The following is a 23,634-nucleotide window of genomic DNA, read 5'->3' on the forward strand; positions in this document are numbered from 1 at the left end:
CACCTTATGCAGCGGAAGACTGCGGCAGACGCGGAAGATTTTCCGCGATCATGCGCCAGTCGGCCAGTTCGGCTTCGCCTTCATGACGCTCACCAAAGAACTGAACAATCAGTTCGCCATTGGCATCATAGGCCTCCAGCGACGTCACATACCCGTCCTTCGTCGGCTTGCGCACGACCCAGACGTCAGCGATGTGATCGATGCGCAGATGCATATGGAACGTCGGGTCCAGCACGTTCAGCCACGGGCCCATCATCTTGATTTCATGGATTGGGCCAGTGTGAATCTGGATACAGCCACGGCTTCCGACAAAGCACATGATGGGCAGCTTTTCCTGCACCGCATGGTTCATCATGGCCTCGACCGATGACGTATCGACACGCCAGGCGAAATCATGACCGGCAAGATGCACAGCCTGATGGCGGTCCACACCGAAATCCTTCAACAGGCCAACGAACTGGTGCACATCGGTGAGTGCGCCCCAGCGCTCGCGGAATGCGTCGATATCGAGAAGCGATACGTCTGCCTTCGGTCCCTTTGTTGCAAGCGCGCTGGTCTCAACAGCTGGCGACTGATCGTCCAGCAGCAAATCGGCGACAAGAGCCTCATAGGCTTCAACGTTCGAAGCTGGGCGCAGATGAATCTTGAAAACCGCCTCGCCCGTGGCATCGAAAAATTGCAGGCTGCGACGCGTTGCTTCGCCATCCTGCTTGGCAACGGCAAAACCGTGAACCCAATGCTTCGGGAAAATACGAAGGTCGATTTCCTTGCCGAGCGCCAGCGAAGCATGTTGGCCCCAGATCGTCTTCTCAAAAGGCCCGATCTTTTCATGAACGACGCTCTCGTTACGCGTCAGAGCCATGATTTCGCCGACAGCAGCAATGCGGTTCAACAACGTTTCGACATCGGCGCGAATACGCCGCGCCGAAATGGGGGCTGTTATATCCTGTCCGCAATGTGCTGCTACAAAATCGGCTTCTGATACACCGAGGCTCTGCGCAAAATCACGTTCGCGCATTTTCGGATTATCAGCCCGTGCCTTGAGGATCTGCTCTGGGGAGGGCTTGAAATGGGTCGTCATCTGATGGTTGCCTACTTGTTTAGGATGAGCTTGCCTTGGCGGGTGATCTTGAGACGATAGAGCGAACCGCCGTGCTCTATGCCCACTTCCCGGGAGCCGTCGAAGAGTTCGCGGCTGCCATAGGTTTTCAATTGCGGCTCAAGACCGCCTTCGCCGAAGCGAGGTTTCGCCTGAGCTGGGACAGACCCGGTTGAATCGCTGCGGAGCTGGCTTTCAGGAATGCGATTTGCGGCTCGTTCGGAAACGGGTCCGCGTGGTAACCGCACCTGCATGTCGATATGGATTCGCCTGTTCATTTTCTCGCCTCAGCATCGACTTTCCACACGGTGATGACAGCAAATTTGTTTTGTTGACATCAACAGTCATGTTTATTAATCACTGCATTACTGGAATAATCGAGTCAAGTTTAAATCTCGCTTTTTCCGCGCAAGCCCGGAAGAAATCCTCTTCCCAGCCAGCACGCGCCTTCTCTCGAGGGGGAAGTCATAAACAATTGAATTTTTTAATTTCTTCGTCACCCATCGGGTCGGCGAAGCGCGTCTGGGTCATGAAGGAAACATTGGAAATGCGGGCGACTGGTGGGGTTCACAAACGGTCAATTCTGGCGAGCACGGGGCTTGCTGTCATTCTTGTGGCGATAACGTCACAAGCCTTTGCGCAGGAACAGAAAGCTTCTGAAGAAGAAGCTGGCGTCGCGTTGAAGACGATCACCATTCGCAGAGCGAACGACGCTCAGGCGCCGACTTCCGTTGCGGCACCGGTTGGCAGGGTTGACCGCGAAGAGATCAATCGTTTCGGCGGCGCGAAGCTCGATGACGTGTTGCGCGGCACCGCTGGCGTGTTTACCTTGCAGAATGCTTCCAATCCCGGCGTTGCGGTCAATATTCGCGGTTTTGAAGGCTCCGGCCGCGTCAACATGATGATCGACGGCGTACCGCAGAGCTACCGCAACACTGCGCACGATGCGCAGGGCTATGCCTATATCGACCCGAACCTGTTATCTGAAATCGACGTGGCGCGCGGCGCTGTGACGACCGAAGGCGGCACTGGCCTTGCAGGCAGCGTCAATTTCCGCACGCTCGGCGTCGATGATGTCATTCTGGATGGCAAGGACAAGGGTGTTCTCGGCCGCGCTTCCTGGGGCAGCAATGGAACCGGCTTCTCCGAAATGCTGGCCGGTGCCGCCCGCGTCAATTCCATCGGAATTGTTGCGGCCATCAGCCGTCACGACTCCAACGATTACAAGAACGGCGACGGCGTGACCGTCGAGAAAACCGGCGAAGAACTGACTTCCGGCCTGTTCAAAGCTGAGTTCGGCCTTGGCGAAGACCAGAAGCTGACGCTTGGTGGCGTGCTCTACAACAACCACTACGGAACATATGCGAACGGCTACCGTCCGGGAACCTATACGATCTACGATATGTTCCTGCAGAACCGCACGTTCTTCGCACAGTACAACTACAATCCGTCCGACAACGATCTCATCGGCCTCGACGTCAACCTCTACCACAACAGCACATTGCAGAACTGGGAAGACGGCAATGGCAGCTTCGTAGGACGGCAGGTTTCGACCGAAACCACCGGCATGACGGCCTCGAACACGTCGCGCTTCACCTTTGGCGAAGTGGCAGTCGCGTGGAAGAACGGCTTTGAAATCAACCGCGACACCGCTGGCGGCACCAAAACGGGCGTCAACCCGACAGATGCCACATCCAATCGCGGCGCGGTCTTCTCGGAAGCGACATGGAATTATCAGGTTCTGCAGGTCGTTACCGGTCTCCGCTATGATTATTTCAAACTCGAGAGCGACGACAACTCGATTTCGAACAGCGACAGCGAGTTCAGCCCCAAAGTCACCGTTGCCTACAACCTGACCGACTGGCTTCAGCCCTACATTACCTATGCGCATTCCATGCGTTCGCCGAGCCTGCAGGAAACATTCCTTGGTGGTGTGGCGCATACCGGTCAGCAGCCAATGCACGGCAATCCCAATCTTCGCCCTGAAAAGCAGCGCGGCTGGGAACTCGGCGTCAATATCGCTCGCGATGGCATCCTGACTGCTGAAGACGGACTACGCCTGAAGGCAAATTACTACACGATGCGCGTTGAGGATTACATCACGGCTGCATCCGACTACAGTCAGTTCATCAATGTCGACGGCACTTCGACAGTGAAGGGCTTCGAACTTGACGCACGTTACGATGCGGGCTTCGCGTTCGGTGGCATTGCTTATACGCATTCCACCTCTGAACTGCCTGAGCAGACAGCTGGCATGGGCGCAAACCAGTATCTGCCGGAAGATGTCGTAACGGTTACCGCCGGTGCGCGTTTCTTCGAGCGCAAGCTCGAAAGCGGTCTGCGCGTTCAGCACGTTTCGAGCGGCAAAAGCGTCAGCGGAAACGACACTGATCCCTACACGCTGGTCGACGTCTTCGCGAAATACAAGTTCACCGATACGGTCGATCTCTCGCTTCAGGTGCTGAACATCGCCGACAAGGAATATACCCCTGCCCTCAGCACTTATGGTTCTGGTCGCGGACGTACGTTCCTCGTCTCGACACAGTTCCAGTTCTAAAACTTTGGGAGGCGTTCTCGCCTCTCGTTCATGATCGTCACATCTTCGAAGACCGACCAACCTGACCGCGGCGGCCTTCTGATCCCGAGGTGTGACGCGGCGGGTGCGGCCCCTACCGCTGCACTCGCCAAAAGTTATATAAAGTAGCCAATCCCAAACCTGATGGAAAAGGATCAGCAATGTTCATAGCCATGAATCGCTTCAAGGTTCGCATCGGCAGCGAAGCCGACTTCGAGACCGTATGGAAAAACCGTGACTCGAAACTGTCCGAACTTCCCGGTTTCGAGAGTTTTCACCTTCTCCGCGGTGCGACCAATGAAGAGGAAGGCTACACGCTTTATGCTTCGCACACGGTCTGGCGCAACCGCGATGATTTCGTCGCCTGGACGAAGTCCGAACAGTTTCGCGATGCGCATCGCAATGCCGGAGACAACAAGCCGCTCTATCTGGGACCTCCGCAGTTTGAAGGCTTCAGCGCCGTTCTCGGTTCCTGACGCACGGTAGAAACGCCTATCCACAGGGTGCGGCGAAATAGCGCATAATGTCATAGCGGTGCCATTCGGAGGCCGCTATGACGATAGTAAAGCACCAATTATCTTTTAAAGATGGGTAGTTAACTCATATTTAGAATGATTCTAACTTATTGATTTTTAGAACATTTCAAAAACATAAAAATTGACAGAACGGAGCCCTACCGGCCATAACCTGACTTAATTTGGTGGGTTTTATAAACGCCACTTAAGTAATGCCTTTAATGTTCGGGCCTTTAACCCTTGCAGTTGGAGGAACCATTGACCGGTTCAGTTCGGCCTTGCGCCACGAGTGAAATAAAGCTGCCAGTTTTTCAGGTCAGCTACCCAGTTGAAGTAAAGAGTGAGCCGGTAAAGTCTCTCCAGTCGACGCTTTTTGCGTCTGATTTCTGCTTTGCGGGCATGGGAGATACTTCCTCATGCTAGTCTGCAGCTGTAACGTTATTACCGATAAAGACATTGAAGCCGTTGTTATTGAGCTTCTCGATCAGGATTGCTGGCAACTTATAGTTCCTGGCACCGTCTATAATGTCATGTCCAAACGCGGCCGTTGCTGTGGCTGCTTCCCAAACGTCGTGGAAACGATCATAAGGGTGACTGAAGAGTATCATCTTCGTCATAACCAAATGGACGAAAACGTGGTCCAGTTCATGGATCGTGTACGTTCTCTACGCGACAAATTCGGGAGTTCATGGAATGAAAGGCGAACCAAAGGTCATCGAGCGGCTTAACGAGGCATTGTTCCTCGAGCTTGGCGCTGTAAACCAGTACTGGCTTCACTACCGCCTCCTCAACGACTGGGGCTTCACGCGTCTTGCCAAGAAGGAACGTGAAGAATCCATCGAAGAAATGCATCACGCAGACAAGCTGATTGACCGCATTATCTTCCTCGAAGGTCACCCGAACCTGCAGACCGTAGCTCCGCTGCGCATCGGCCAGAACGTCAAGGAAGTTCTGGAAGCCGACCTTGCAGGTGAGTACGACGCACGCGCTTCCTATAAGAAGTCCCGCGAAATCTGCGACGAACTCGGCGACTATGTTTCCAAGCAGCTTTTCGATGAGCTTCTGGCGGATGAGGAAGGTCATATCGACTTCCTCGAAACCCAGCTCGACCTCCTCGCCAAGATCGGCGAAGAGCGTTATGGCCAGCTCAATGCGGCTCCAGCCGATCAGGCTGAGTAAGCCAAATCCGCTTTGCGAATGGAAGCCGGGGCTTTGCGCTCCGGCTTTTTTTTATCATCTCAACTTTACCGTTGCCCCTTTATCGTGATATTGCGCGCGCAATTTCCGATATTTTGCAAGGTTCTCCCAATGAGCGCACCGCGCGTCAGTTTCGTTTCTCTTGGCTGCCCGAAGGCGCTTGTCGATTCCGAACGCATCATCACCAGCCTTCGCTCCGAGGGCTACGAAATCTCCCGCAAGCATGACGGTGCCGATCTGGTGATCGTCAATACCTGCGGCTTTCTTGATTCCGCACGCGATGAATCGCTGGAAGCCATTGGCCTTGCTCTCAACGAGAACGGCAAGGTCATCGTAACTGGCTGCCTTGGCGCAGAACCCGATGTCATCCGTGAGCGTCATCCGAACGTGCTGGCCATCACCGGCCCGCAGGCTTATGAAAGCGTGATGAGCGCGGTGCATGAAGCCGTCCCTCCCGCGCACGATCCGTTTGTCGATCTGGTGCCGCCGCAGGGCGTGAAGCTCACCCCGCGCCACTACGCCTACCTCAAAATCTCCGAAGGCTGTTCGAACCGCTGCTCCTTCTGCATCATTCCGGCGCTGCGCGGCGATCTAGTCTCTCGCCCGATCGATCAGGTGCTGCGTGAAGCGGAGAAGCTGGTCAATGCAGGCGTGAAGGAAATCCTCGTCATCTCGCAGGATACGAGCGCCTATGGCCTCGACATCAAGTATCAGGAAGCGATGTGGCAGGACCGCACGGTTCCCACCAAGTTTCTCGATCTCTCGCGCGAACTGGGCGATATGGGCGTGTGGGTGCGTATGCACTACGTATACCCTTACCCGCATGTCGATGAAGTCATTCCGCTGATGGCTGAAGGCAAGATTCTGCCTTATCTGGATATTCCTTTCCAGCACGCCTCCCCGGCGGTTCTGAAGAATATGCGCCGTCCGGCACATCAGGAAAAGACCTCGCGCCGCATTCAGGCCTGGCGTGAGACCTGCCCGGACCTGGCCGTGCGTTCCACCTTTATCGTCGGCTATCCCGGCGAAACGGAAGAAGATTTCGAAATACTTCTCGACTGGCTCGATGAAGCCAAGATCGAACGCGCCGGCTGCTTCAAATATGAACCGGTCAAGGGCGCAAAAGCCAATGACCTCGGTCTTGAGCAGGTTCCAGAAGAAATCAAGGAAGCCCGCTGGCATCGTTTCATGGCCAAGCAGCAGCAGATTTCGACCAATCTCCTCAGGAAGAAAGTTGGCAAGCGCCTGCCGGTCATCATTGATGAAGCAAACGGCACAATCGGCAAAGGCCGTACGCGCTACGACGCTCCGGAAATCGACGGCAGCGTTCACATCCAGTCGCGCCGCCCGCTACGCGTCGGCGACATCGTAACGGTGAAGATCGAGGCGAGCGACGCTTACGATCTGCATGGTATCGCGGTCTGATGGCGGCAGAAGCTGCCATAGCGATCAGAAAAGCCGCCGCGGCTGACGTGGCGGCAATTATCGCCATGCTCGCCGATGATGCGCTCGGCGCACAGCGCGAAGATGCGAGCCTCCCCTTGCGGGATTCCTATCGCAGCGCCTTTGCGGCAATCGATGCCGATCCCAATCAGCTCCTGGCTGTCGTTGAACGTGATGGCGAGATCATTGGTTGCATGCAAATCAGCTTTATACCCGGCCTGTCGCGGATGGGCATGTGGCGCGGACAGATCGAAAGCGTGCGGATTGCGAGCCATATTCGTGGCGGCGGAGTGGGCCGTCAGATGATCGTTTGGGCAATCGAGCAATGCCGTGAACGCGGCTGCGGCCTTGTGCAACTGACGACCGATAAGTCGCGTTCCGACGCGCTGCGTTTTTATCAGTCGCTCGGCTTCACCGATAGTCATGAAGGACTTAAGCTATCGCTTTAACAAACAGCTTCAATATTTTGTAAGAAAATAAAAAGAGCGCTTTGAGCGCCCTTCTTTGTTTCTGTATGGAACCGCTTACTGCGGCAGCTTGTCGTCCACGCCAGCGACGTAGAAATTGAGGCCAAGCAAGGTCTTGTCGTCAGCCTGCTCGCCGTCTTTCAGCCAGACGGAACCGTCCTGCTTCGTGATCGGACCTGTGAAAGGCTTCAGTTCGCCCGACTTGATCTTGGCTTCGGTTTCTTCGGCCAATTTCTTCACATCGTCCGGCATGTTGGTATAAGGCGCCATCTTCACGAGGCCTTCCTTCATGCCCCACCAGATGTTTTGGCTCTTCCACGAACCGTCGAGAGCAGCCTTGGCGCGGTCGATGTAGTAAGGGCCCCACTCGTCCACAACAGCGGTAAGCTGCGTGTCAGGCGCAAACTTGATCATGTCCGAAGCCTGACCGAAAGCCTTGATGCCGCGATCATGCGCCACCTGAATCGCTGCGGTGGAATCGGTGTGCTGGGTGATGATGTCTACACCCTGGTCGATCAGCGCCTTGGCCGCATCAGCTTCCTTGCCCGGATCGAACCACGAATTGACCCAGATCACCTTGACCTTGAAGTCGGGATTAACCGACTGCGCGCCGAGCATGAACGCATTGATGCCTTGCACGACTTCCGGCACCGGTACGGAGGCGATGTAACCGGCAACACCCTTGGTCGACATCTTGGCGGCGATCACGCCCTGCACATAACGGCCTTCATAGAAGCGCGCATTATAGGCAGACATGTTGTCGGCAGTCTTGTAGCCGGTCGCATGTTCGAACTTCACGTCCGGGAATTTCTTGGCAACCTTGAGGGTCGGGTCCATATAGCCGAACGACGTCGTGAAGATCAGCTTGTTGCCAGCACGCGCCAGACGTTCGATGGAACGTTCAGCATCGGCACCTTCCGGAACGCTTTCCAGAAAGGTGGTTTCGATCTTGTCGCCAAGTGCCTCGACCAGCTCCTTGCGGGCCTGATCGTGCTGATAGGTCCAGCCAAAATCGCCCGGAGGTCCGATATAAATGAAACCGATCTTCAGTTTTTCTTCTGCATGCGCCGCGCCGCCGAGCATAAAGCTCGCCGCAGTGGCAATCGCCATAAGCGTCTTTTTCATGTTCCCTGCACTCCTTGTTTTTACCCTCTAACCAAACCGAAAACCCTTGGGACGGTTTACGTCTACCCCTCAGCCGTTCGTTCTACCGGTCTGGCACGAACGGCTTGCCGAGCGAAGCCGGCGTATTCATCATCGTCAGGCGCTTGTTGCGCGATATGATGACCAGCACCACAATCGTCGCGAGATAAGGCAGCGCAGACAGAAACTGCGATGGCAGGCCAAAGCCCAGCGCCTGCGCGTGAAGCTGGCCGATGGTCACCGCACCGAACAAGTAAGCGCCGATCAATACGCGCCATGGCCGCCACGATGCGAACACGACAAGCGCAAGTGCGATCCAGCCACGACCGGCCGTCATGTTTTCCACCCATTGCGGCACGTAGACGAGTGACAATTGCGCGCCTGCAAGACCGGCACAAGCACCGCCGAACAAAACCGCCAGAAAGCGTGTGCGCACCACATGCACGCCGAGCGCATGGGCCGAGCCATGGCTGTCGCCGATGGCGCGCAATGTAAGCCCTGCCCGCGTGCGGAACAGAAACCATGCCACGCCGACGACCAGCAGGATCGAAAGATAGAAGATCGGATCCTGTCCGAAGAAGAACCGCCCGACAAGCGGCAGATCGGTCAGATAGGGAATATGGATGGCTTCAAGCCGGACACCAGGAAGCCCGACAAAGCTTTCGCCGAGCAAGGCCGATGCTCCAACGCCAAGGATCGTCAGCGCCAGCCCGGTTGCGACCTGATTGGTGACGAGTATGAGCGTCAGAAAGCCAAAAATAGCGGAGAAAAGCGCACCGACCAGAACGGCGGCAAACAAGCCTAACCAGGCCGAACCGGTCATTTGTGCAATGGCGAAGCCGGACACGGCCCCCATCAGCATCATGCCCTCGACACCAAGATTGAGCACGCCGGAACGTTCAACAACCAGTTCGCCGATGGCAGCGATCAGGAGCGGCGTCGCTGCTGTTGCAATTGTGAGAAGAATAGCCTGCGTCAAATCCATGGGATCAGGCCTTTCCCGCTTGGCGACCGGATATGAAGCGAATGCGATAAAGGATGAGTGTATCGCAAGCGAGAACGAAGAACAGGATCATGCCCTGAAACACGCGTGCAGATTTTTCGGAGATGCCGATAGCCACCTGTGCAGCTTCGCCTCCAAGATAGGAAAGCGCCAACACCAGACCGGCTGCTATTGCTCCCAGCGGATTGAGGCGTCCCAGAAACGCGACGATGATCGCCGTAAAACCGTAGCCCGGAGATATGACCGGACGAAGCTGGCCGATGGCACCGGAGGTTTCCGCGATACCTGCGAGACCGGCAAGGGCACCGGAAACCGCAAAGACGAAGAACACCATCTTGCCCGCGCTGAAACCCGCGAAACGCCCGGCTCTTAGACTTTGGCCGATCACCTTGACCTCGAAACCCTTCAGCGTGTGCTTGAGCAGGAGCCAGACGACAACCGCTGCAACGAGCGCAAAGATGAAGCCCAAATGCGCGCGGCCCGATGCGCTCCAGATTTCCGGCAGAATGGCGCTATCGTTGAACTGACGGGTTTCCGGAAAATTATATCCTTCCGGGTTGCGCCATGGCCCGCGCACCAGCCAGTCGAGGAACAGCTGCGCGACATAGACAAGCATAAGGCTGGTCAGGATTTCATTGGTATTGAAGCGCACTTTCAGCAAAGCAGGAATGGATGCATAGACCGCGCCGCCTGCCATCCCCATCAGCATCATCAGGGGCAGAACCACCCAAGACTGCAGATCAGGGAACATGACGGGCAGGATCGATCCCGCTATAGCACCGGCGATGAACTGCCCCTCGGCACCGATATTCCAGTTGTTGGACAGAAAGCAGACGCAGAGGCCTACCGCGATCAGGATCAGCGGTGCGGCCTTCACGAGCAATTCATGCCATGACCAGATGTCGAACAAAGGCTCGACAAAGAAGACATAAAGCGCATGCAACGGATCCTTGCCCATCAGCGCAAAAGCAAGTCCACCGAAAATCAGCGTCAACGACAGTGCCAGCAATGGTGACAAGGCGCTGAAAAGTCTCGACGGCTGCGGGCGTTTGGCGAGTTCAATCCGCATCATGCAGCTCCCGCCTCTCCTGAGATACCGCCCATCAAAAGACCGATCTTTTCCAGCGTTACATCGACAATCGGCAGAGGATCGGAGAGCTGGCCATGATTCATCACGGCAATGCGGTCACTGATTTCAAGAAGCTCATCAAGGTCCTGACTGATGACGAGAACTGCGGAACCGGAGCGCGCAAGATCGACAAGTGCTTGCCGGATATGTGCTGCGGCACCGGCATCCACGCCCCATGTCGGCTGGTTCACAACCATGACCAATGGTGAGCGATCAAGCTCGCGCCCGATGATGAATTTCTGCAGGTTTCCGCCAGAAAGTGCAGATGCGGGCGGATTTTCAGCACTCTTTCGCACATCCATCCGTTCAATGATGCGTTTTGCAGCCGATCGAAGCGCGCTCTCTGCGATCAGCTTCATTTTGCCACCACGCAAGAACATCTTTGCGTCGGTCTTGTATCGCGACAAGAACAGATTGTCGGTCAGCGTCATGGTCGGAACAGCACCATGACCAAGCCGCTCCTCCGGCACGAAAGCTGCCCCCATCATGCGACGGTCGCTGATACCGACCTTGCCTGCATCCTTCCCGCGAATGCGCACATTCGATGGATTTGACTGCAGCACTTCACCCGAAACAGCTTCAAAGAATTCACCTTGCCCGTTGCCTGCAACACCGGCAATGCCAACGACTTCGCCTGCAGCGACCGAGAGAGAAATATCTTTCAATGCCGTCGAAAATGGCCCACGCGGCGGTTGCGACAGTGACTTGATTTCAAAAAGCGCGTCATTACCGACATCTACCGCCGCCGCGATGGGACTGCGTGCTACAACATTGATATCATTACCGACCATCATACGGGCGAGCGACGCGGCGGTTTCCTTGCGCGGATCGCAATGCGCAACGACCTTGCCATGCCGCAACACGGTTGCGCGGTCACAGAGGCGTTTCACTTCCTCTAGACGATGGCTGATATAGAGGATCGACTTGCCTTCGGCTTTCAGGCGCTCCAGCGTTTCAAACAACTTGTCGGCTTCTTGCGGCGTCAACACCGAAGTCGGCTCATCAAGGATGATGAGATCCGGCTCCTGAAGAAGACAGCGCACGATTTCGATACGCTGACGTTCGCCGACGGACAGATCACCGACATGGGCCTGCGGGTCGACCGGAAGACCGTAAGTCCTGCCAACCTCACGCGCACGCTTCGCAACGTCTGAAAGCGGCAGCGAACGGTCGAGCGACAAGGCAATGTTCTCAGCGGCAGTCAGCGAGTCGAACAGCGAAAAATGCTGAAAAACCATGCCTATGCCAAGTTTTCTTGCGGCGGCAGGTTCGTCTATCGTGACAGGTTGTCCCTTCCAGACGATTTCGCCTTCAAGTGGCTGCAACGCGCCGAACAACATTTTCACAAAGGTGGATTTTCCGGCGCCGTTTTCACCCAGAAGCGCGTGAATTTCGCCTTCCCCGATGGTGAGATCGACACCATCGCAGGCCCGCAGCTGACCAAATACTTTCGTGAGCCGGCGGACATCCAGAAGAGGCCGGTCGGTTAAAGGCGCTGTCATTGTTCCCCAAAATTATATTTTTGAGCGACCTTATCCAGCAACTCTGCTCTTGAAAAGCCCAAAAGCAAGCAGCGGTGGACATATACACACTGCTGCAATCATAAGCCCGATCATGGAAGCAGAATGGTGGTTCCCGTCGTCTTGCGGGCTTCCAGATCCTCATGCGCCTTGCCCGCATCCTTCAGCGCATAGGTCTGGTTGATCTCAATCTTGACAGCTCCGCTTCCGACCACGTCGAAAAGCTCTGCTGCCGTCTTTTCGAGGTCCGCCCGCTTGGCGATATAATTAAACAGCGTCGGACGCGTGGCAAAGAGCGAACCCTTCTGCGCCAGAATGCCGAGATCAAACGGCGGAATGACACCCGATGACTGACCAAAGCAGGCAAACATGCCAAGCGGCTTCAACACGTCGAGCGAACCCATATAGGTATCGCGCCCAACAGAATCATAGACAACGTCGACACCCGCTCCGCCCGTCAGTTCCTTCACCTTTTCGGCAAAGTTCTCGGTGCGGTAATTGATAACATGGTCGTAGCCATGCTTTCTGGCCAGCGCGATCTTTTCTTCCGATCCCGCCGTGCCGAGAACGGTGGCGCCAAGATGCTTTGCCCATTGTCCGGCAATCAAGCCTACACCACCGGCAGCGGCATGAAACAGGATCGTCTGCCCCGGCTCCACCTTGAATGTACGCCGCAGAAGATATTGCGCCGTCATGCCTTTCAGCATCATGGAGGCGGCGGTTTTCAGATCGACATTATCCGGAACCTTGACCAGCCGGTCCGCTGGCAGAATGCGCTCGTCTGCATAGGAGCCCGGTGTCGCCACATAGGCAACACGGTCACCAACACGAACACCCTCAACACCCGGACCAACCGCAATGACTGTGCCCGCGCCTTCATTGCCGAGCGTGAAAGGCATCTGGGCTGCCTTGTAAAGCCCGGTGCGGAAATAAACGTCGATGAAGTTCAGACCGACGGCTTCATGGCGCACTTTTGCCTCGCCCGGACCGGGTTCGCCTATCTCGATCTGTTCATACTTCATGACTTCCGGCCCACCGGTCTGATGGACGCGAATGGCATTGATCATCATGCTTCTCCACTCTTTTTTGCGGCAGCGGCTTTCTCAGCCGCGATGACGGTCGCAGTCCGCCCCAATCCTGGGAAAAACTGCATGACAGCGCCGATGAAGTAGATGTAGAGGCCCGTCACGGAGATACCGACGCGAACCCACAACGGCGCGTCCAGAGTATAATAGAGCGCAGCCGCACCAAAGGCACACCAGAGCAGGAAAACCGTCAGATTAAGTGGTCGCAGGCGCACAACGCGCACTGGATGCAGGAAATTGATCGGCAGGAACGACAGGATTGCCGATACGACAACCGTTGCGAAGGCGACCCACTCCCCCGGTTTGACGATGAAAAGCGTAAAGACCACCATGTTCCAGACGACCGGGAACCCCTTGAAGAAGTTCTCCTTCGTCTTCATGCCGGTATCGGCATAATAGATCGCGCTCGAAACCACGATGATCGCGCCGGATATGAAGGACAGATAAGTCCCCATAAACCCGCTTTGATAAAGCGCGAAAGCCGGTATCAGAACATAGGTGACATAGTCGATGATGTTGTCGAGAAGCTCGCCAGACCAGTTCGGCAGAACATATTTGACTTCAAGCTTGCGCGCGATGGGGCCATCGATGCCGTCGACGAAAAGCGCCAGCCCCAGCCACCACCACATCGCCGTATAGCGCCCATCACTGGCCGCCACGATGGAAAGGAACGCCAGAAACGAACCCGATGCCGTCAGAAGATGAACCGAAAACGCCTTGGCTTGCGGCGCGGTGACTTTTTTGGCTTTGAGTTTTCCGGTCAGTTTGGTTTTCACGCCGTCCGCCATTTCAGTTTGTCGCCGCGCATATCCCGCCCAAGACATTCCCCAAGGCAGCGAGTACATTTCATCAAACGGGGAACGCGTACACCAAACAAACTGACGTCCCCAACCCTCAAGATCGTTGAATAGCTTCTCCCCCAGGAAAAGCCATGATCCTGCAGCAGCTTTCCCTGAATAAGCACAAAAGAGCAAGTAAGGCGTGAGGCAAATCCGCCATAATCCCACGGAAGAATGGTCTTTTGCCTGCAATTCGGTTTAAGTGCAGCTCAAACGCATCCGTCTGGAATCATCAGACAATGCGATATGCATAGCGAACGGTCACGAGGTCTGCACTGTCGGACCAGGGATGAAACACGATGAACGATCTTGTTGTGAACAAGCCTCTCACTGACATTGTCATTAGCGGCAGCGGGCCTGCCGGGATGATGGCAGCGCTGGCGCTTGGCGCAAAAGGCTATCGCACCGTGTTGCTTGGACCGGAGACCGATAAGGGGGACCGCCGCACCACCGCACTCATGATGCCTGCCATCAGACTGTTGGAAGGACTGCACGTCTGGTCGGATATCGAGCCGGAAGCAGCCCCCCTCGCTTCCATGCGCATTGTCGACGCGACGCGGCGCCTCGTGAGAAGCCCTGTCGTCACCTTCCGTGCGGGCGAAATCGATGAGACTGCGTTCGGCTACAATATCCCCAATGCCGTTTTGAACGAGAAGCTGGCTGAAGCCGTTTCCCGCAATCCGAATATCCAGCGCATCAATGCCTCCGTCATCGAGTACCGCCACAATGGTGACCACGTAACCATCACGCTTTCAGGTGGTGACACACTGCATACGCGGCTGGTCGTGGCAGCCGACGGGCGCAATTCGATGGCCCGCGAAGCGGCAGGCATCCGCACACGCCGCTGGAGCTATCCGCAAACAGCCGTCGTGCTTTCCTTCTCGCATAGCGTCGACCACGAGAATATTTCGACGGAGTTCCACACCGAAGAAGGCCCTTTCACTCAAGTGCCGTTGAAAGGCAAACGCTCAAGCCTCGTCTGGGTGGTCAATCCCGGTCGCGCCGAAGCATTGCTTGCGCTTGACGAAGCCACGCTCGCTCAGCGTATCGAAGACATGATGCAGTCCATGCTGGGCAAGATTAACCTCGAGATCAAGCCGCAAGCCTGGCCCCTTTCCGGCCTCGTGCCCCATGTCTTTGCAGCCAAGCGCACGATCCTGATTGGTGAAGCCGCGCATGTGTTTCCACCGATTGGCGCACAAGGCCTCAATCTGGGTTCCCGCGATGTCGAAACGCTGGTCACGGCTATCGAAAGCGATCCTGTCGACCCGGGCTCAGATCGGGTCATTCGCGCCTATGACCGCGCAAGACGTCCGGATATTCTAGCCCGCACCGGCTCTGTCGATGCGCTCAATCGTTCGCTTCTCTCCGGCATGCTTCCGGCGCAGATCGTGCGTGGAGTGGGATTGGAAATGCTCCGCTCATTCGCACCGCTGCGCGCATTCTTCATGCGTGAAGGGCTTCGTCCTGGCAGCGGTTTCTCGCATCTGCTACCGAAACTGCCAAGCCTTCCACACCGAAGCGACGGCAAACGTTCCAGCTAATTTGATTTTCGGACCATCCGAGACATCGAACAGACAGAATTGCCGGTTACCGCCGACTTTAATTTGTCACGCGGTGAACTACATAGTGTTGCATGGGTATGACACAGATAAAGCACGCGAAATTTCAGATCGGTCAGGTCGTCAAGCACCGGCTATTCCCCTTCCGCGGGGTTATCTTTGACGTAGACCCCGAATTTGCAAATACGGAGGAATGGTATGAGTCCATTCCGGAAGAAGCGCGCCCGCATCGCGACCAGCCGTTTTACCATCTGCTCGCGGAAAACGCGGAATCCGAATATGTCGCCTATGTATCGGAGCAGAACCTGGTGCCGGATTTAAGCGGCGAGCCTTTGCGCCATCCTCAGATCGAGGAGATGTTTGATCGACAGGACAATGGTTCCTATCGCGTAAAGTCGCAACATTCTAACTAATATAGCACTATCTTCTAAAGTGATGGTTCAAAAAAGGGGCGCTCAAAGCGCCCCTTTTTCATAACACACTGGACAGACAGCAGCTTAGTTGGCTGCGCCCTTTGCCTTGTCCTGTTCAGCCTTCATCTTGGCTTCGAAATCCTTCTGGCGCTTCTGGACGGCGTCCTGAAGTTCCTTCTGGCGTTCTTCCAGTTCCGACTGCTTGAGAGCCGGGCCGGTCAGAGCGCCAGAGAAGCCGGTGAGTGCAACCGGAATCGGGTTCGGCTTGTTCTGATAGTTGACCGAAGTCAGGGTCAGCTTGCCGCCCTTCTTGAGCGCATTAATGAGATCGTCGGTCAGCGGAGCTTCTGCGATGCAGCGATCTGGGAAGCAGATGCCGTATTCAAGCTTGACCGGCTTGTTGTTGTCGATCTGGAGGCCAACGCCGGCAGGAATCAGACGACCAATAGGAACGGTCACCTGAAAGATCTTGCGGTTGATCTTGCCCTTGATCTCGATGAGGTTGACGGCGGTCAGGAGCTGGCCGGAATCTGCAGTGACGATGTTCTGCGTGTTGCAGATGTCATTGTCTTCCTGCTTCGAGCAAACCTTGAACCAGCCCTGTGGCGGCTGCTGTGCCGATGCAGGCATCGTCGCGGAGGCAAGCAGGGCGAACGCGCCAGCAATGGCAGATGCGGCAGCGATTGTCTTAGTGCTGGACATGATCAACAGGTTCCTTTCAACGCTCTGATCTATAGTTCCCGTTCTGTATTATAAGTCAGCGATAGACCGTCACTGGTTTTAAAATGCGGCAACAGCGTGACCTTGGGGATTTTAGCCCCCATTTGGACCCTGTCCGGGCCCAATCCGGAGCCGTGTTACAACGACTAGGGGTATGAATCCAGATGAGTTTCGACATTCCATGCCCGGAATCCGCCAAAATCTTTATTTTAGCCCCTACTGTCGCGTGACGGACACGCCCTAATTCCGCACTTAATGTACGATCATGCTAGTTTTCGGTTCCGAATCGACGCTTCCCGGCGGCGACCATCAAACTTATTTACAATGGACGATTGAAGTTGAACGGATTGATTGCCTTTCTCCGCAAAGTGGTTCTTGGGAGCCTTACCGGAGCTGTCGTCGGCGTGCTGCCGGCGCAGGCGATAGCCGAAGCACAGTCGGACTATGCGCTCTCCATGCATGGAGATGTGGCGCTGCCGGCTGACTTCACCCATTTCCCCTATGCAAATGCCGACGCCCCGAAGGGCGGCGCCATCACAATGGGCGTTGTCGGCACTTTCGACAGTCTCAACCCATTTGTGCTGAAAAGCATGCGTACGACAGCGCGCGGCCTGTTCGGGGATGTCGACCTTGGAAATCTGGTTTATGAAACGCTCATGCAGCGCTCGCGGGACGAACCCTTCACCCTTTACGGCCTGCTTGCTGAAAAGGTTGTGGTTGATCCGGACCGCAAATGGGTCGAATTCACCCTGAACCCGAAAGCAAAATGGTCGGACGGCCAGCCGGTGACGGTGGACGACATTCTCTTCACCTATGACATTCTGACGGAAAAGGGACGCCCTCCCTACAACAACCGGATGAGTCGGGTCGAGAAGATCGAAAAAACGGGGGAGCGCTCCGTTCGCTTTACTTTCAACGACAAGTCGGATCGCGAATTTCCGATGCTGATCGCCTCATCGATGCCCGTGCTGCCAAAGCACGCCATTGATCGCGAAACCTTCGGCAATTCATCCCTGAAACCGCCTGTCGGCAGCGGCCCGTATCTAGTGTCCGGCGTGCAGCCCGGCCAGCGTATTATCTACAAGCGCAACCCTGACTATTGGGGCAAGGATCTGCCGTCGCAGCGCGGTCTCAATAACTTCGATACGTTGACGATCGAATATTACCGAAACGAGACATCCCTGTTTGAGTCTTTCAAGAAGGGGCTGCTGGATGTCTTCATCGAGGCAAACCCTACTCGATGGGAGAAGCTTTATGATTTCCCGGCTGTAAAACAGGGCCGTGTCATCAAGGACAGCTTTGAAAAAGGCACGCCAGCCAACATGTTCGGCTTCGTGTTCAACAGGCGCCGTCCGATTTTCGCCGACCGTCGTGTCCGGCAGGCTCTGGGATTGCTGTTCGACTTCGAATGGGCTAACCGCAACCTTTTCGCCGATCAGTACCGCCGCACGCAGAGTTTTTGGGAAGGATCGGAGCTTTCCTCCGTCGGCAAGCCTGCCGATGAACAAGAGAAGCAGTTGCTGAAACCATTCCCCGAAGCGGTTCGCGACGATGTCATGAACGGTAATTGGCACCCACCGGTAACGGACGGCAGCGGTCATGACCGGACGCCTGCAAAGAAAGCCTATGATCTGCTGACTGAAGCCGGTTTCCAATTTGAACACGGCCTCGCCGTCGATCTCTCCGGCAAACCGCTCAAATTTGAGATCATGACGCGCTCGCCCGACGAGGAAAAAGTCGCGCTGGCCTACAAACGTAATCTCGCGCGACTGGGCATCACGATCGAAATACGCACGGTGGACGATGCCCAATATCAACAGCGCCTCCAGACATTCGACTACGACATGATTCTCGGGGCGCTGACCGGATCGCTTTCACCTGGTAACGAACAATGGATGCGCTGGGGAGCAGCTTCGCGTGACGTTCAGGGAAGTTTCAACTATCCGGGTGTTGCCGATCCGGCAGTAGATGCGATGATTGAAGCGCTGCTGGCGGCAAGAAGCCGCGCCGATTTCGTGAGTGCGGTCCGCGCACTTGATCGTGTGCTTATCTCCGGGGATTACTACATTCCGCTTTACCACCTGCCCTATCAGTGGGTAGCGCGCTGGGATCGCATCGAGCATCCAAAGAAGACTTCGCTCTATGGCTATCAACTACCGACTTGGTGGCGCGCAAAGCCATGATCGGGCTTTAACGTTGATGTAATTCGCCCTACATGCACCCAATATATGATGAATATTCAACCGGAGGCCACGCCTCTGGTTCTCGTATGGAGACATTGCCATGGCCACCAGAAAGATAACTATCGATGTCGTGTCCGACGTCGTCTGCCCTTGGTGCTTTCTGGGGCGCAAGCGCCTTGAGGCGGCACTTGCCATGGTGCCAGATGTGGAGGCGGAAGTTCGCTGGCGTCCCTTTCAGCTCGACCCTACCCTGCCTCCGCAGGGAAAGGATCGCCAGACCTACATGCGCGAGAAATTCGGCACCGGCGGAAAGATTGATGACATCCACAAGCAGCTGACGCAGCTTGGAGAGGAAAACGGCATCGTCTTCGATTTCGACGCCATCGCCCGCGCACCAAATACTCTCGACGCCCATCGCGTCATCCATTGGGCAGCACAGGCTGCACCCGATACGCAGGACCGGATGGTCGGTATGTTGTTCTCGCTCTATTTCGAGCAGGGACAGGATATCGGCGACCACGAAGTGCTGGTTGATGCTGCGGCAAGCGTCGGCATGGATGCCGAAGTGGTCGCCCGGCTCCTGCAAAGTGAGGCAGACAAGGCAACGATTCGTGAGGAGATCGATACCGCCAGCCGCATCGGCGTGCGCGGCGTACCATGCTTCATCATAGATCAGAAATATGCCGTCATGGGCGCTCAGACGGCAGATGTCCTTGCTGACGCTATTCGCCAGACGGCTGAAGGCTTTGAGCCGGGGATTTCTGAAGATCGCTAAAAGACGCGAAGCGGCGGGTTAACCCGCCGCGATCTTCGCCAGTTGCGTCATGATGACGGCGGAACCATTGAGACGTTTCTCCGGTGTCGGCCAGTCGCGGATGAAAACGATGCTCTGATCCGGCCTGATCTTGGCCATGGACCCTTGCTCGCCGATCAATTTCACCAGACCGACCGGGTTGTTGAACGTCGCATGACGGAACTGGATGACCACGCCCTTCGGACCGGCATCGAGCTTCTCGACATTCGCACGGCGGCAGAGTGCCTTGATGTAGACGATCTTGAGCAGGTGCTGCACTTCATCCGGCATCGGACCAAACCGGTCGATGAGTTCCGCACCAAATGCGTCAATATCCTGTGGCTCTTCCAGATCGGCGAGACGGCGATAAAGGCCAAGACGCAGCTGCAAGTCAGGCACATAGGCTTCGGGGATCATCACAGCCGTGCCGATGGCAATCTGTGGCGACCACTGGCTATCTTCAACTTCACCCACACCCTTGAGCGTGGCCACTGCCTCTTCCAGCATCTGCTGGTAAAGTTCGAAGCCAACTTCCTTGATATGGCCTGATTGCTCCTCGCCGAGCAGATTGCCTGCCCCGCGAATATCCATATCGTGGCTGGCAAGCTGGAAGCCTGCGCCCAGCGTGTCGAGCGACTGTAGAACCTTAAGGCGACGTTCCGCCATCTGCGTCAGCATCTTACCTGCCGGAAGGGTGAACAGCGCGAAAGCGCGCTGCTTCGAGCGACCAACACGACCGCGCAGCTGGTAGAGCTGTGCCAGACCGAACATATCGGCGCGGTGCACGATCATCGTGTTGGCCGTAGGAATATCGAGACCGGATTCCACAATGGTCGTGGACAGAAGCACATCATACTGGCCGTCATAGAAGGCGTTCATGATGTCATCCAGCACGCCCGGCGCCATCTGGCCGTGGGCCACGGCCACTTTCAGTTCGGGCACGTGCGTTTTCAGGAACTCCTCTATCTCGCCAAGATCGGAAATGCGCGGGCAGACGTAGAAACTCTGGCCGCCGCGATAGCGTTCGCGCAAAAGGGTCTCGCGAATGACGAGCGGATCGAACGGTGAGACGAAGGTGCGCACCGCCATACGGTCGACGGGTGGCGTGGTGATGAGCGACAGTTCGCGCACGCCGGTTAGCGCAAGCTGCAAAGTGCGCGGGATCGGCGTGGCGGACAATGTCAGCACATGCACGTCCGACTTCAGTTCCTTCAGCCGCTCCTTGTGCTTGACGCCAAAATGCTGCTCTTCATCGATGATGAGCAGACCGAGATTCTTGAACTTGATCGAGTTGCCGAGCAACGCATGCGTGCCGACGACAATATCGACGGTCCCGTCTTCCAGTCCCTTCTTCGCAGCCGTAAGTTCCTTCGTGCCCACGAGCCGTGAAGCATGGGCAAGATTAATGGGTAGGCCATGGAAGCGCTTCGAGAAGGTCTTGAAATGCTGGCGCGAGAGGAGCGTCGTCGGCACGACTATCGCCACTTGAACGCCACTCATTGCCGCAATGAAGGCAGCGCGCAGGGCTACTTCCGTCTTGCCGAAGCCGACATCACCGCAGATCAGGCGATCCATCGGCTTGCCAGCGGCCAGATCGTCCGCCACGGACTCGATTGCCGTCAGCTGGTCGTCGGTTTCATCATAGGGGAAGCGAGCAGAAAATTCGGCATAGAGACCATCTGGCGGCGTCATCACCGGCGCACCGCGCATCTGCCGTTCGGCAGCGATCTGGATCAGATGCCCGGCAATCTCAAGCAGGCGTTTCTTGAGCTTGGCCTTGCGCATCTGCCATGCGCCACCGCCAAGCTTGTCGAGAACCGCATCGGAGCCTTCTGAACCATAGCGCGAGAGCAGCTCGATATTTTCGACCGGCAGAAACAGCCGGTCATCACCCGCATAATGGATTTCAAGACAGTCATGCGGAGCGCCTGCGGCGGTAATGGTCTTGAGGCCAATGAAGCGACCGATACCGTGATCGACATGGACGACAATATCGCCAGCGTTTAGCGAGGCAACTTCCGAGATGAAATCCTGATCGCGCTTGCGGCGCTTGGAACGGCGGATAAGACGGTCGCCCAGAATATCCTGCTCGGCCACGATGACGAGATCGCCCGCGTCGAATCCGCTCTCGACGGCCAGCACAGCCGCCGTTACCTTGTCACGCGATAGCGCTTTGACGGTAGAAAGCCGGTCAACCGACTCGATCTTTTCCAGCCCATGTTCATCAAGGACCTGCAAAAGACGGTCGAGAGAACCTTCGGTCCAGGCAGCAACCAGCACTTTCTTGCCCGCTGCACGCAGTTCGGCAATATGCTTCACCACCGCTTCGAACAGGTTCACGTCGGTAGCGGCGCGCTCCTCGGCAAAACTGCGGCCCTTGTGCACATCGGCATGAATAATCGTCCGTCCCGTAACCTCCGGCGCACCGAATGGCGTCAGGTCAATGCGCATACCTCCGGCCTCAGCGTGCTTCTCGACCTCTGACGGGGTTAAATAAAGCGCTTCCGGCTTGACCGGCTTGTAAGGCACGGCATCACTGCCCGGCTCCTTGCCTTCGGCCTGCCTCAGCCGCGCTTCGTAGTGATCGACAACCATTGTGTGGCGCTCGGTCAGCGCTTCATGCACCAGATGATCGAAAACCACCGGCATATTGCCCGCATGGTCGAAGACGGTATCAAGCTTGTCGTAGAAAAGCGGCAACCAATGTTCCATGCCCGCAAAGCGACGACCTTCACTGATCGCCTGATAAAGCGCGTCATCGCGCTGCGGCGCACCGAACATCGCGACGTAATTCTTGCGGAAACGGCTGATCATGTCCGGCGAAAGCGTGATTTCGCTCATCGGCTGGAGCACGAACTCCTTGCGTGTGCCCGTGGTACGCTGCGAAGCCGGATTGAAAGCGCGGATCGATTCCAGTGTGTCGCCAAAGAAATCAAGCCGCAACGGCTCTTCCGCGCCGGGTGCATAAAGATCGAGAATACCACCACGAACGGCAAATTCGCCGATGTCACGCACGGTGGAAACACGTTCGAAACCGTTGCGCTCCAGCCGGGATGCCAGATCGTTCATATCCAGCTGGTTGCCGGGACGCGCCGAAATCACCTGTTCGGCGATCGCTGTTTCCGGCGGCAGCTTTTGCAGAACGGCATTGGCTGTGGTGAGAATGATGGCCGGATGCGGTGCCTTTTTAAGCTGGGACAGCGCACTGAGTGCGGCGAGCCGACGTGCCGATGCGTCTGCGCCGGGCGATACGCGGTCATAAGGCAAGCAGTCCCAAGCAGGCAGATGCAGAACCGGCATATCCGGCGCCACGAAACTCAAGACCTGCTCCAGATCGGCAATGCGTTGCCCGTCCCGCACGATATACATAATCGGCCCGCGTTCGCCGATCTCTTCCGCCAGACGAATAAGACAGAACGCCTCGTAACCGTCGGCAACGCCGTCGATCACGATATGACGATTTGCCCCGAGCGCGCTGGAGGACTTGAGACCTAGTTTGCTGAAAACGGGCATGGGAACCTTGAACTCAGAATTCTATGCGGTCGCGGAACGCGACAATATCGCGGAACAGAGGCGTGTCGTAATCGGTCGGGATCGGGCTTTCACCCGTCACCCATTTCAGAAGATCGCGGTCAAGCACTTCAAGAATATGCTCGAACTCATTGAGCTGCGGATCGGTGAAGCCGACAATATATTCATCCGCATATTGCCCGAGGATCAAATCCATCTCGCGCATACCGCGATGCCACGCCCGAAACAGAAGCTTGCGGCGCCGTACATCCAGATTTTCCGTCGCCAATGTGCTGCCAGTCATCCTCGGTAAGCTCCAATCATTCAAATTGCTGCTGGTATATAGCATCTGCGCCGCAAACGGGAACCCGTTTATCCAACAAGAACAAAAAGAGCACAGAAAGATTGTGCACCGCCCTTGCACCGCAGGACGAAGCA

21 protein-coding genes are annotated in these 23,634 nt (G+C 56.2%); 10 read left to right on the forward strand and 11 right to left on the reverse strand.

Features of this window, described 5'->3' with window-relative positions; translation table 11 throughout:
- Positions 1-4: 4 nt before the first annotated feature.
- Both AAE521_RS00605 and hemP read right to left on the reverse strand, forming a co-directional pair.
- Positions 5-1,081, reverse strand: coding sequence for a hemin-degrading factor (locus tag AAE521_RS00605; RefSeq protein WP_071633713.1), 1,077 nt, complete (start codon positions 1,079-1,081; stop codon positions 5-7).
- Positions 1,082-1,092: 11 nt separating this feature from the next.
- Positions 1,093-1,302 carry a hemin uptake protein HemP gene (hemP, locus tag AAE521_RS00610; RefSeq protein WP_371264656.1) on the reverse strand — a complete coding sequence of 70 codons (210 nt, stop codon included), beginning with the start codon at positions 1,300-1,302 and terminating at the stop codon, positions 1,093-1,095.
- A 272-nt stretch (positions 1,303-1,574) separates the two neighbouring features.
- On the opposite strand from hemP, the gene AAE521_RS00615 reads away from it, so the two are divergent.
- The 6 genes from AAE521_RS00615 (at position 1,575) to AAE521_RS00640 (ending at position 7,278) form a co-directional block, all read left to right on the forward strand.
- Positions 1,575-3,656: a TonB-dependent receptor domain-containing protein gene (locus tag AAE521_RS00615; protein WP_342060247.1), complete on the forward strand. Its 2,082-nt coding sequence runs from the start codon at positions 1,575-1,577 to the stop codon at positions 3,654-3,656.
- A gap of 179 nt (positions 3,657-3,835) precedes the next feature.
- Entirely contained in the window at positions 3,836-4,150 is a 315-nt protein-coding gene (gene hmuQ, locus AAE521_RS00620) for a heme-degrading protein HmuQ (protein WP_342060248.1), read from the forward strand.
- A gap of 455 nt (positions 4,151-4,605) precedes the next feature.
- Positions 4,606-4,917, forward strand: a complete 312-nt coding sequence (locus tag AAE521_RS00625) for a (2Fe-2S)-binding protein (RefSeq protein WP_012093011.1) — start codon at positions 4,606-4,608, stop codon at positions 4,915-4,917.
- Positions 4,883-5,368, forward strand: a complete 486-nt coding sequence (gene bfr / locus AAE521_RS00630; RefSeq protein ID WP_010658824.1) for a bacterioferritin — start codon at positions 4,883-4,885, stop codon at positions 5,366-5,368. The genes AAE521_RS00625 and bfr overlap by 35 nt, the downstream gene beginning before the upstream one ends.
- A gap of 129 nt (positions 5,369-5,497) precedes the next feature.
- Complete coding sequence (gene rimO / locus AAE521_RS00635) at positions 5,498-6,811, forward strand: 30S ribosomal protein S12 methylthiotransferase RimO (protein WP_342060249.1); 1,314 nt, start codon at positions 5,498-5,500, stop codon at positions 6,809-6,811.
- Entirely contained in the window at positions 6,811-7,278 is a 468-nt protein-coding gene (locus AAE521_RS00640) for a GNAT family N-acetyltransferase (RefSeq protein WP_071633717.1), read from the forward strand. Before rimO ends, AAE521_RS00640 begins: the two co-directional genes overlap by 1 nt.
- Before the next feature lie 75 nt (positions 7,279-7,353).
- Here the strand turns inward: AAE521_RS00640 and AAE521_RS00645 are convergent, their stop codons facing one another.
- The 6 genes from AAE521_RS00645 to pcsA all read right to left on the reverse strand — a co-directional run bounded on the left by AAE521_RS00645 (position 7,354) and on the right by pcsA (position 13,964).
- Positions 7,354-8,421, reverse strand: coding sequence for a BMP family ABC transporter substrate-binding protein (locus AAE521_RS00645; protein WP_071633718.1), 1,068 nt, complete (start codon positions 8,419-8,421; stop codon positions 7,354-7,356).
- 82 nt (positions 8,422-8,503) lie between these two features.
- Complete coding sequence (locus AAE521_RS00650) at positions 8,504-9,424, reverse strand: ABC transporter permease (RefSeq protein ID WP_029927385.1); 921 nt, start codon at positions 9,422-9,424, stop codon at positions 8,504-8,506.
- A 4-nt stretch (positions 9,425-9,428) separates the two neighbouring features.
- Positions 9,429-10,511, reverse strand: coding sequence for an ABC transporter permease (locus AAE521_RS00655; protein WP_342060387.1), 1,083 nt, complete (start codon positions 10,509-10,511; stop codon positions 9,429-9,431).
- Positions 10,511-12,073, reverse strand: coding sequence for an ABC transporter ATP-binding protein (locus AAE521_RS00660; RefSeq protein WP_342060250.1), 1,563 nt, complete (start codon positions 12,071-12,073; stop codon positions 10,511-10,513). The genes AAE521_RS00655 and AAE521_RS00660 overlap by 1 nt, the downstream gene beginning before the upstream one ends.
- Before the next feature lie 110 nt (positions 12,074-12,183).
- Complete coding sequence (locus AAE521_RS00665) at positions 12,184-13,158, reverse strand: quinone oxidoreductase family protein (protein ID WP_071633720.1); 975 nt, start codon at positions 13,156-13,158, stop codon at positions 12,184-12,186.
- On the reverse strand, positions 13,158-13,964 hold the full coding sequence (gene pcsA / locus AAE521_RS00670) for a phosphatidylcholine synthase (RefSeq protein WP_029375958.1): 807 nt from the start codon (positions 13,962-13,964) through the stop codon (positions 13,158-13,160). Before pcsA ends, AAE521_RS00665 begins: the two co-directional genes overlap by 1 nt.
- A 350-nt stretch (positions 13,965-14,314) precedes the next feature.
- On the opposite strand from pcsA, the gene AAE521_RS00675 reads away from it, so the two are divergent.
- On the forward strand, positions 14,315-15,559 hold the full coding sequence (locus tag AAE521_RS00675) for a UbiH/UbiF family hydroxylase (protein ID WP_342060251.1): 1,245 nt from the start codon (positions 14,315-14,317) through the stop codon (positions 15,557-15,559).
- A gap of 92 nt (positions 15,560-15,651) precedes the next feature.
- Entirely contained in the window at positions 15,652-15,990 is a 339-nt protein-coding gene (gene hspQ, locus AAE521_RS00680) for a heat shock protein HspQ (RefSeq protein ID WP_010658834.1), read from the forward strand.
- An 84-nt stretch (positions 15,991-16,074) separates the two neighbouring features.
- Here hspQ and AAE521_RS00685 read toward each other — a convergent pair whose 3' ends face one another.
- Entirely contained in the window at positions 16,075-16,692 is a 618-nt protein-coding gene (locus AAE521_RS00685; RefSeq protein WP_010658835.1) for an invasion associated locus B family protein, read from the reverse strand.
- Between the two features lie 350 nt (positions 16,693-17,042).
- On the opposite strand from AAE521_RS00685, the gene AAE521_RS00690 reads away from it, so the two are divergent.
- Both AAE521_RS00690 and AAE521_RS00695 read left to right on the forward strand, forming a co-directional pair.
- Entirely contained in the window at positions 17,043-18,893 is a 1,851-nt protein-coding gene (locus tag AAE521_RS00690; RefSeq protein WP_374864426.1) for an extracellular solute-binding protein, read from the forward strand.
- 100 nt (positions 18,894-18,993) lie between these two features.
- A complete protein-coding gene (locus tag AAE521_RS00695) occupies positions 18,994-19,668 on the forward strand; it encodes a DsbA family oxidoreductase (RefSeq protein WP_029927370.1) in 675 nt (224 codons plus the stop codon).
- Positions 19,669-19,686: 18 nt separating this feature from the next.
- Here AAE521_RS00695 and mfd read toward each other — a convergent pair whose 3' ends face one another.
- The gene (mfd, locus tag AAE521_RS00700) at positions 19,687-23,199 is read right to left on the reverse strand and encodes a transcription-repair coupling factor (RefSeq protein ID WP_342060252.1); all 3,513 of its coding nucleotides are present in this window, start codon (positions 23,197-23,199) and stop codon (positions 19,687-19,689) included.
- 13 nt (positions 23,200-23,212) lie between these two features.
- The gene (locus AAE521_RS00705; protein WP_071633725.1) at positions 23,213-23,500 is read right to left on the reverse strand and encodes an FAD assembly factor SdhE; all 288 of its coding nucleotides are present in this window, start codon (positions 23,498-23,500) and stop codon (positions 23,213-23,215) included.
- Positions 23,501-23,634 lie beyond the last annotated feature (134 nt).

The sequence above is a fragment of the Brucella cytisi genome (genome assembly GCF_038433355.1).
Lineage (GTDB): Bacteria > Pseudomonadota > Alphaproteobacteria > Rhizobiales > Rhizobiaceae > Brucella > Brucella cytisi.

What these genes read in the sequence shown, in the direction of transcription:
- AAE521_RS00605 (WP_071633713.1), bottom strand. Translation starts at nt 1,081, where the DNA reads ATGACGACCCATTTCAAGCCCTCCCCAGAGCAGATCCTCAAGGCACGG.
- hmuQ (WP_342060248.1), top strand. Translation starts at nt 3,836, where the DNA reads ATGTTCATAGCCATGAATCGCTTCAAGGTTCGCATCGGCAGCGAAGCC.
- AAE521_RS00625 (WP_012093011.1), top strand. Translation starts at nt 4,606, where the DNA reads ATGCTAGTCTGCAGCTGTAACGTTATTACCGATAAAGACATTGAAGCC.
- bfr (WP_010658824.1), top strand. Translation starts at nt 4,883, where the DNA reads ATGAAAGGCGAACCAAAGGTCATCGAGCGGCTTAACGAGGCATTGTTC.
- rimO (WP_342060249.1), top strand. Translation starts at nt 5,498, where the DNA reads ATGAGCGCACCGCGCGTCAGTTTCGTTTCTCTTGGCTGCCCGAAGGCG.
- AAE521_RS00640 (WP_071633717.1), top strand. Translation starts at nt 6,811, where the DNA reads ATGGCGGCAGAAGCTGCCATAGCGATCAGAAAAGCCGCCGCGGCTGAC.
- AAE521_RS00645 (WP_071633718.1), bottom strand. Translation starts at nt 8,421, where the DNA reads ATGAAAAAGACGCTTATGGCGATTGCCACTGCGGCGAGCTTTATGCTC.
- AAE521_RS00650 (WP_029927385.1), bottom strand. Translation starts at nt 9,424, where the DNA reads ATGGATTTGACGCAGGCTATTCTTCTCACAATTGCAACAGCAGCGACG.
- AAE521_RS00655 (WP_342060387.1), bottom strand. Translation starts at nt 10,511, where the DNA reads ATGCGGATTGAACTCGCCAAACGCCCGCAGCCGTCGAGACTTTTCAGC.
- AAE521_RS00660 (WP_342060250.1), bottom strand. Translation starts at nt 12,073, where the DNA reads ATGACAGCGCCTTTAACCGACCGGCCTCTTCTGGATGTCCGCCGGCTC.
- AAE521_RS00665 (WP_071633720.1), bottom strand. Translation starts at nt 13,158, where the DNA reads ATGATCAATGCCATTCGCGTCCATCAGACCGGTGGGCCGGAAGTCATG.
- pcsA (WP_029375958.1), bottom strand. Translation starts at nt 13,964, where the DNA reads ATGGCGGACGGCGTGAAAACCAAACTGACCGGAAAACTCAAAGCCAAA.
- AAE521_RS00675 (WP_342060251.1), top strand. Translation starts at nt 14,315, where the DNA reads ATGAACGATCTTGTTGTGAACAAGCCTCTCACTGACATTGTCATTAGC.
- hspQ (WP_010658834.1), top strand. Translation starts at nt 15,652, where the DNA reads ATGGGTATGACACAGATAAAGCACGCGAAATTTCAGATCGGTCAGGTC.
- AAE521_RS00685 (WP_010658835.1), bottom strand. Translation starts at nt 16,692, where the DNA reads ATGTCCAGCACTAAGACAATCGCTGCCGCATCTGCCATTGCTGGCGCG.
- AAE521_RS00695 (WP_029927370.1), top strand. Translation starts at nt 18,994, where the DNA reads ATGGCCACCAGAAAGATAACTATCGATGTCGTGTCCGACGTCGTCTGC.
- mfd (WP_342060252.1), bottom strand. Translation starts at nt 23,199, where the DNA reads ATGCCCGTTTTCAGCAAACTAGGTCTCAAGTCCTCCAGCGCGCTCGGG.
- AAE521_RS00705 (WP_071633725.1), bottom strand. Translation starts at nt 23,500, where the DNA reads ATGACTGGCAGCACATTGGCGACGGAAAATCTGGATGTACGGCGCCGC.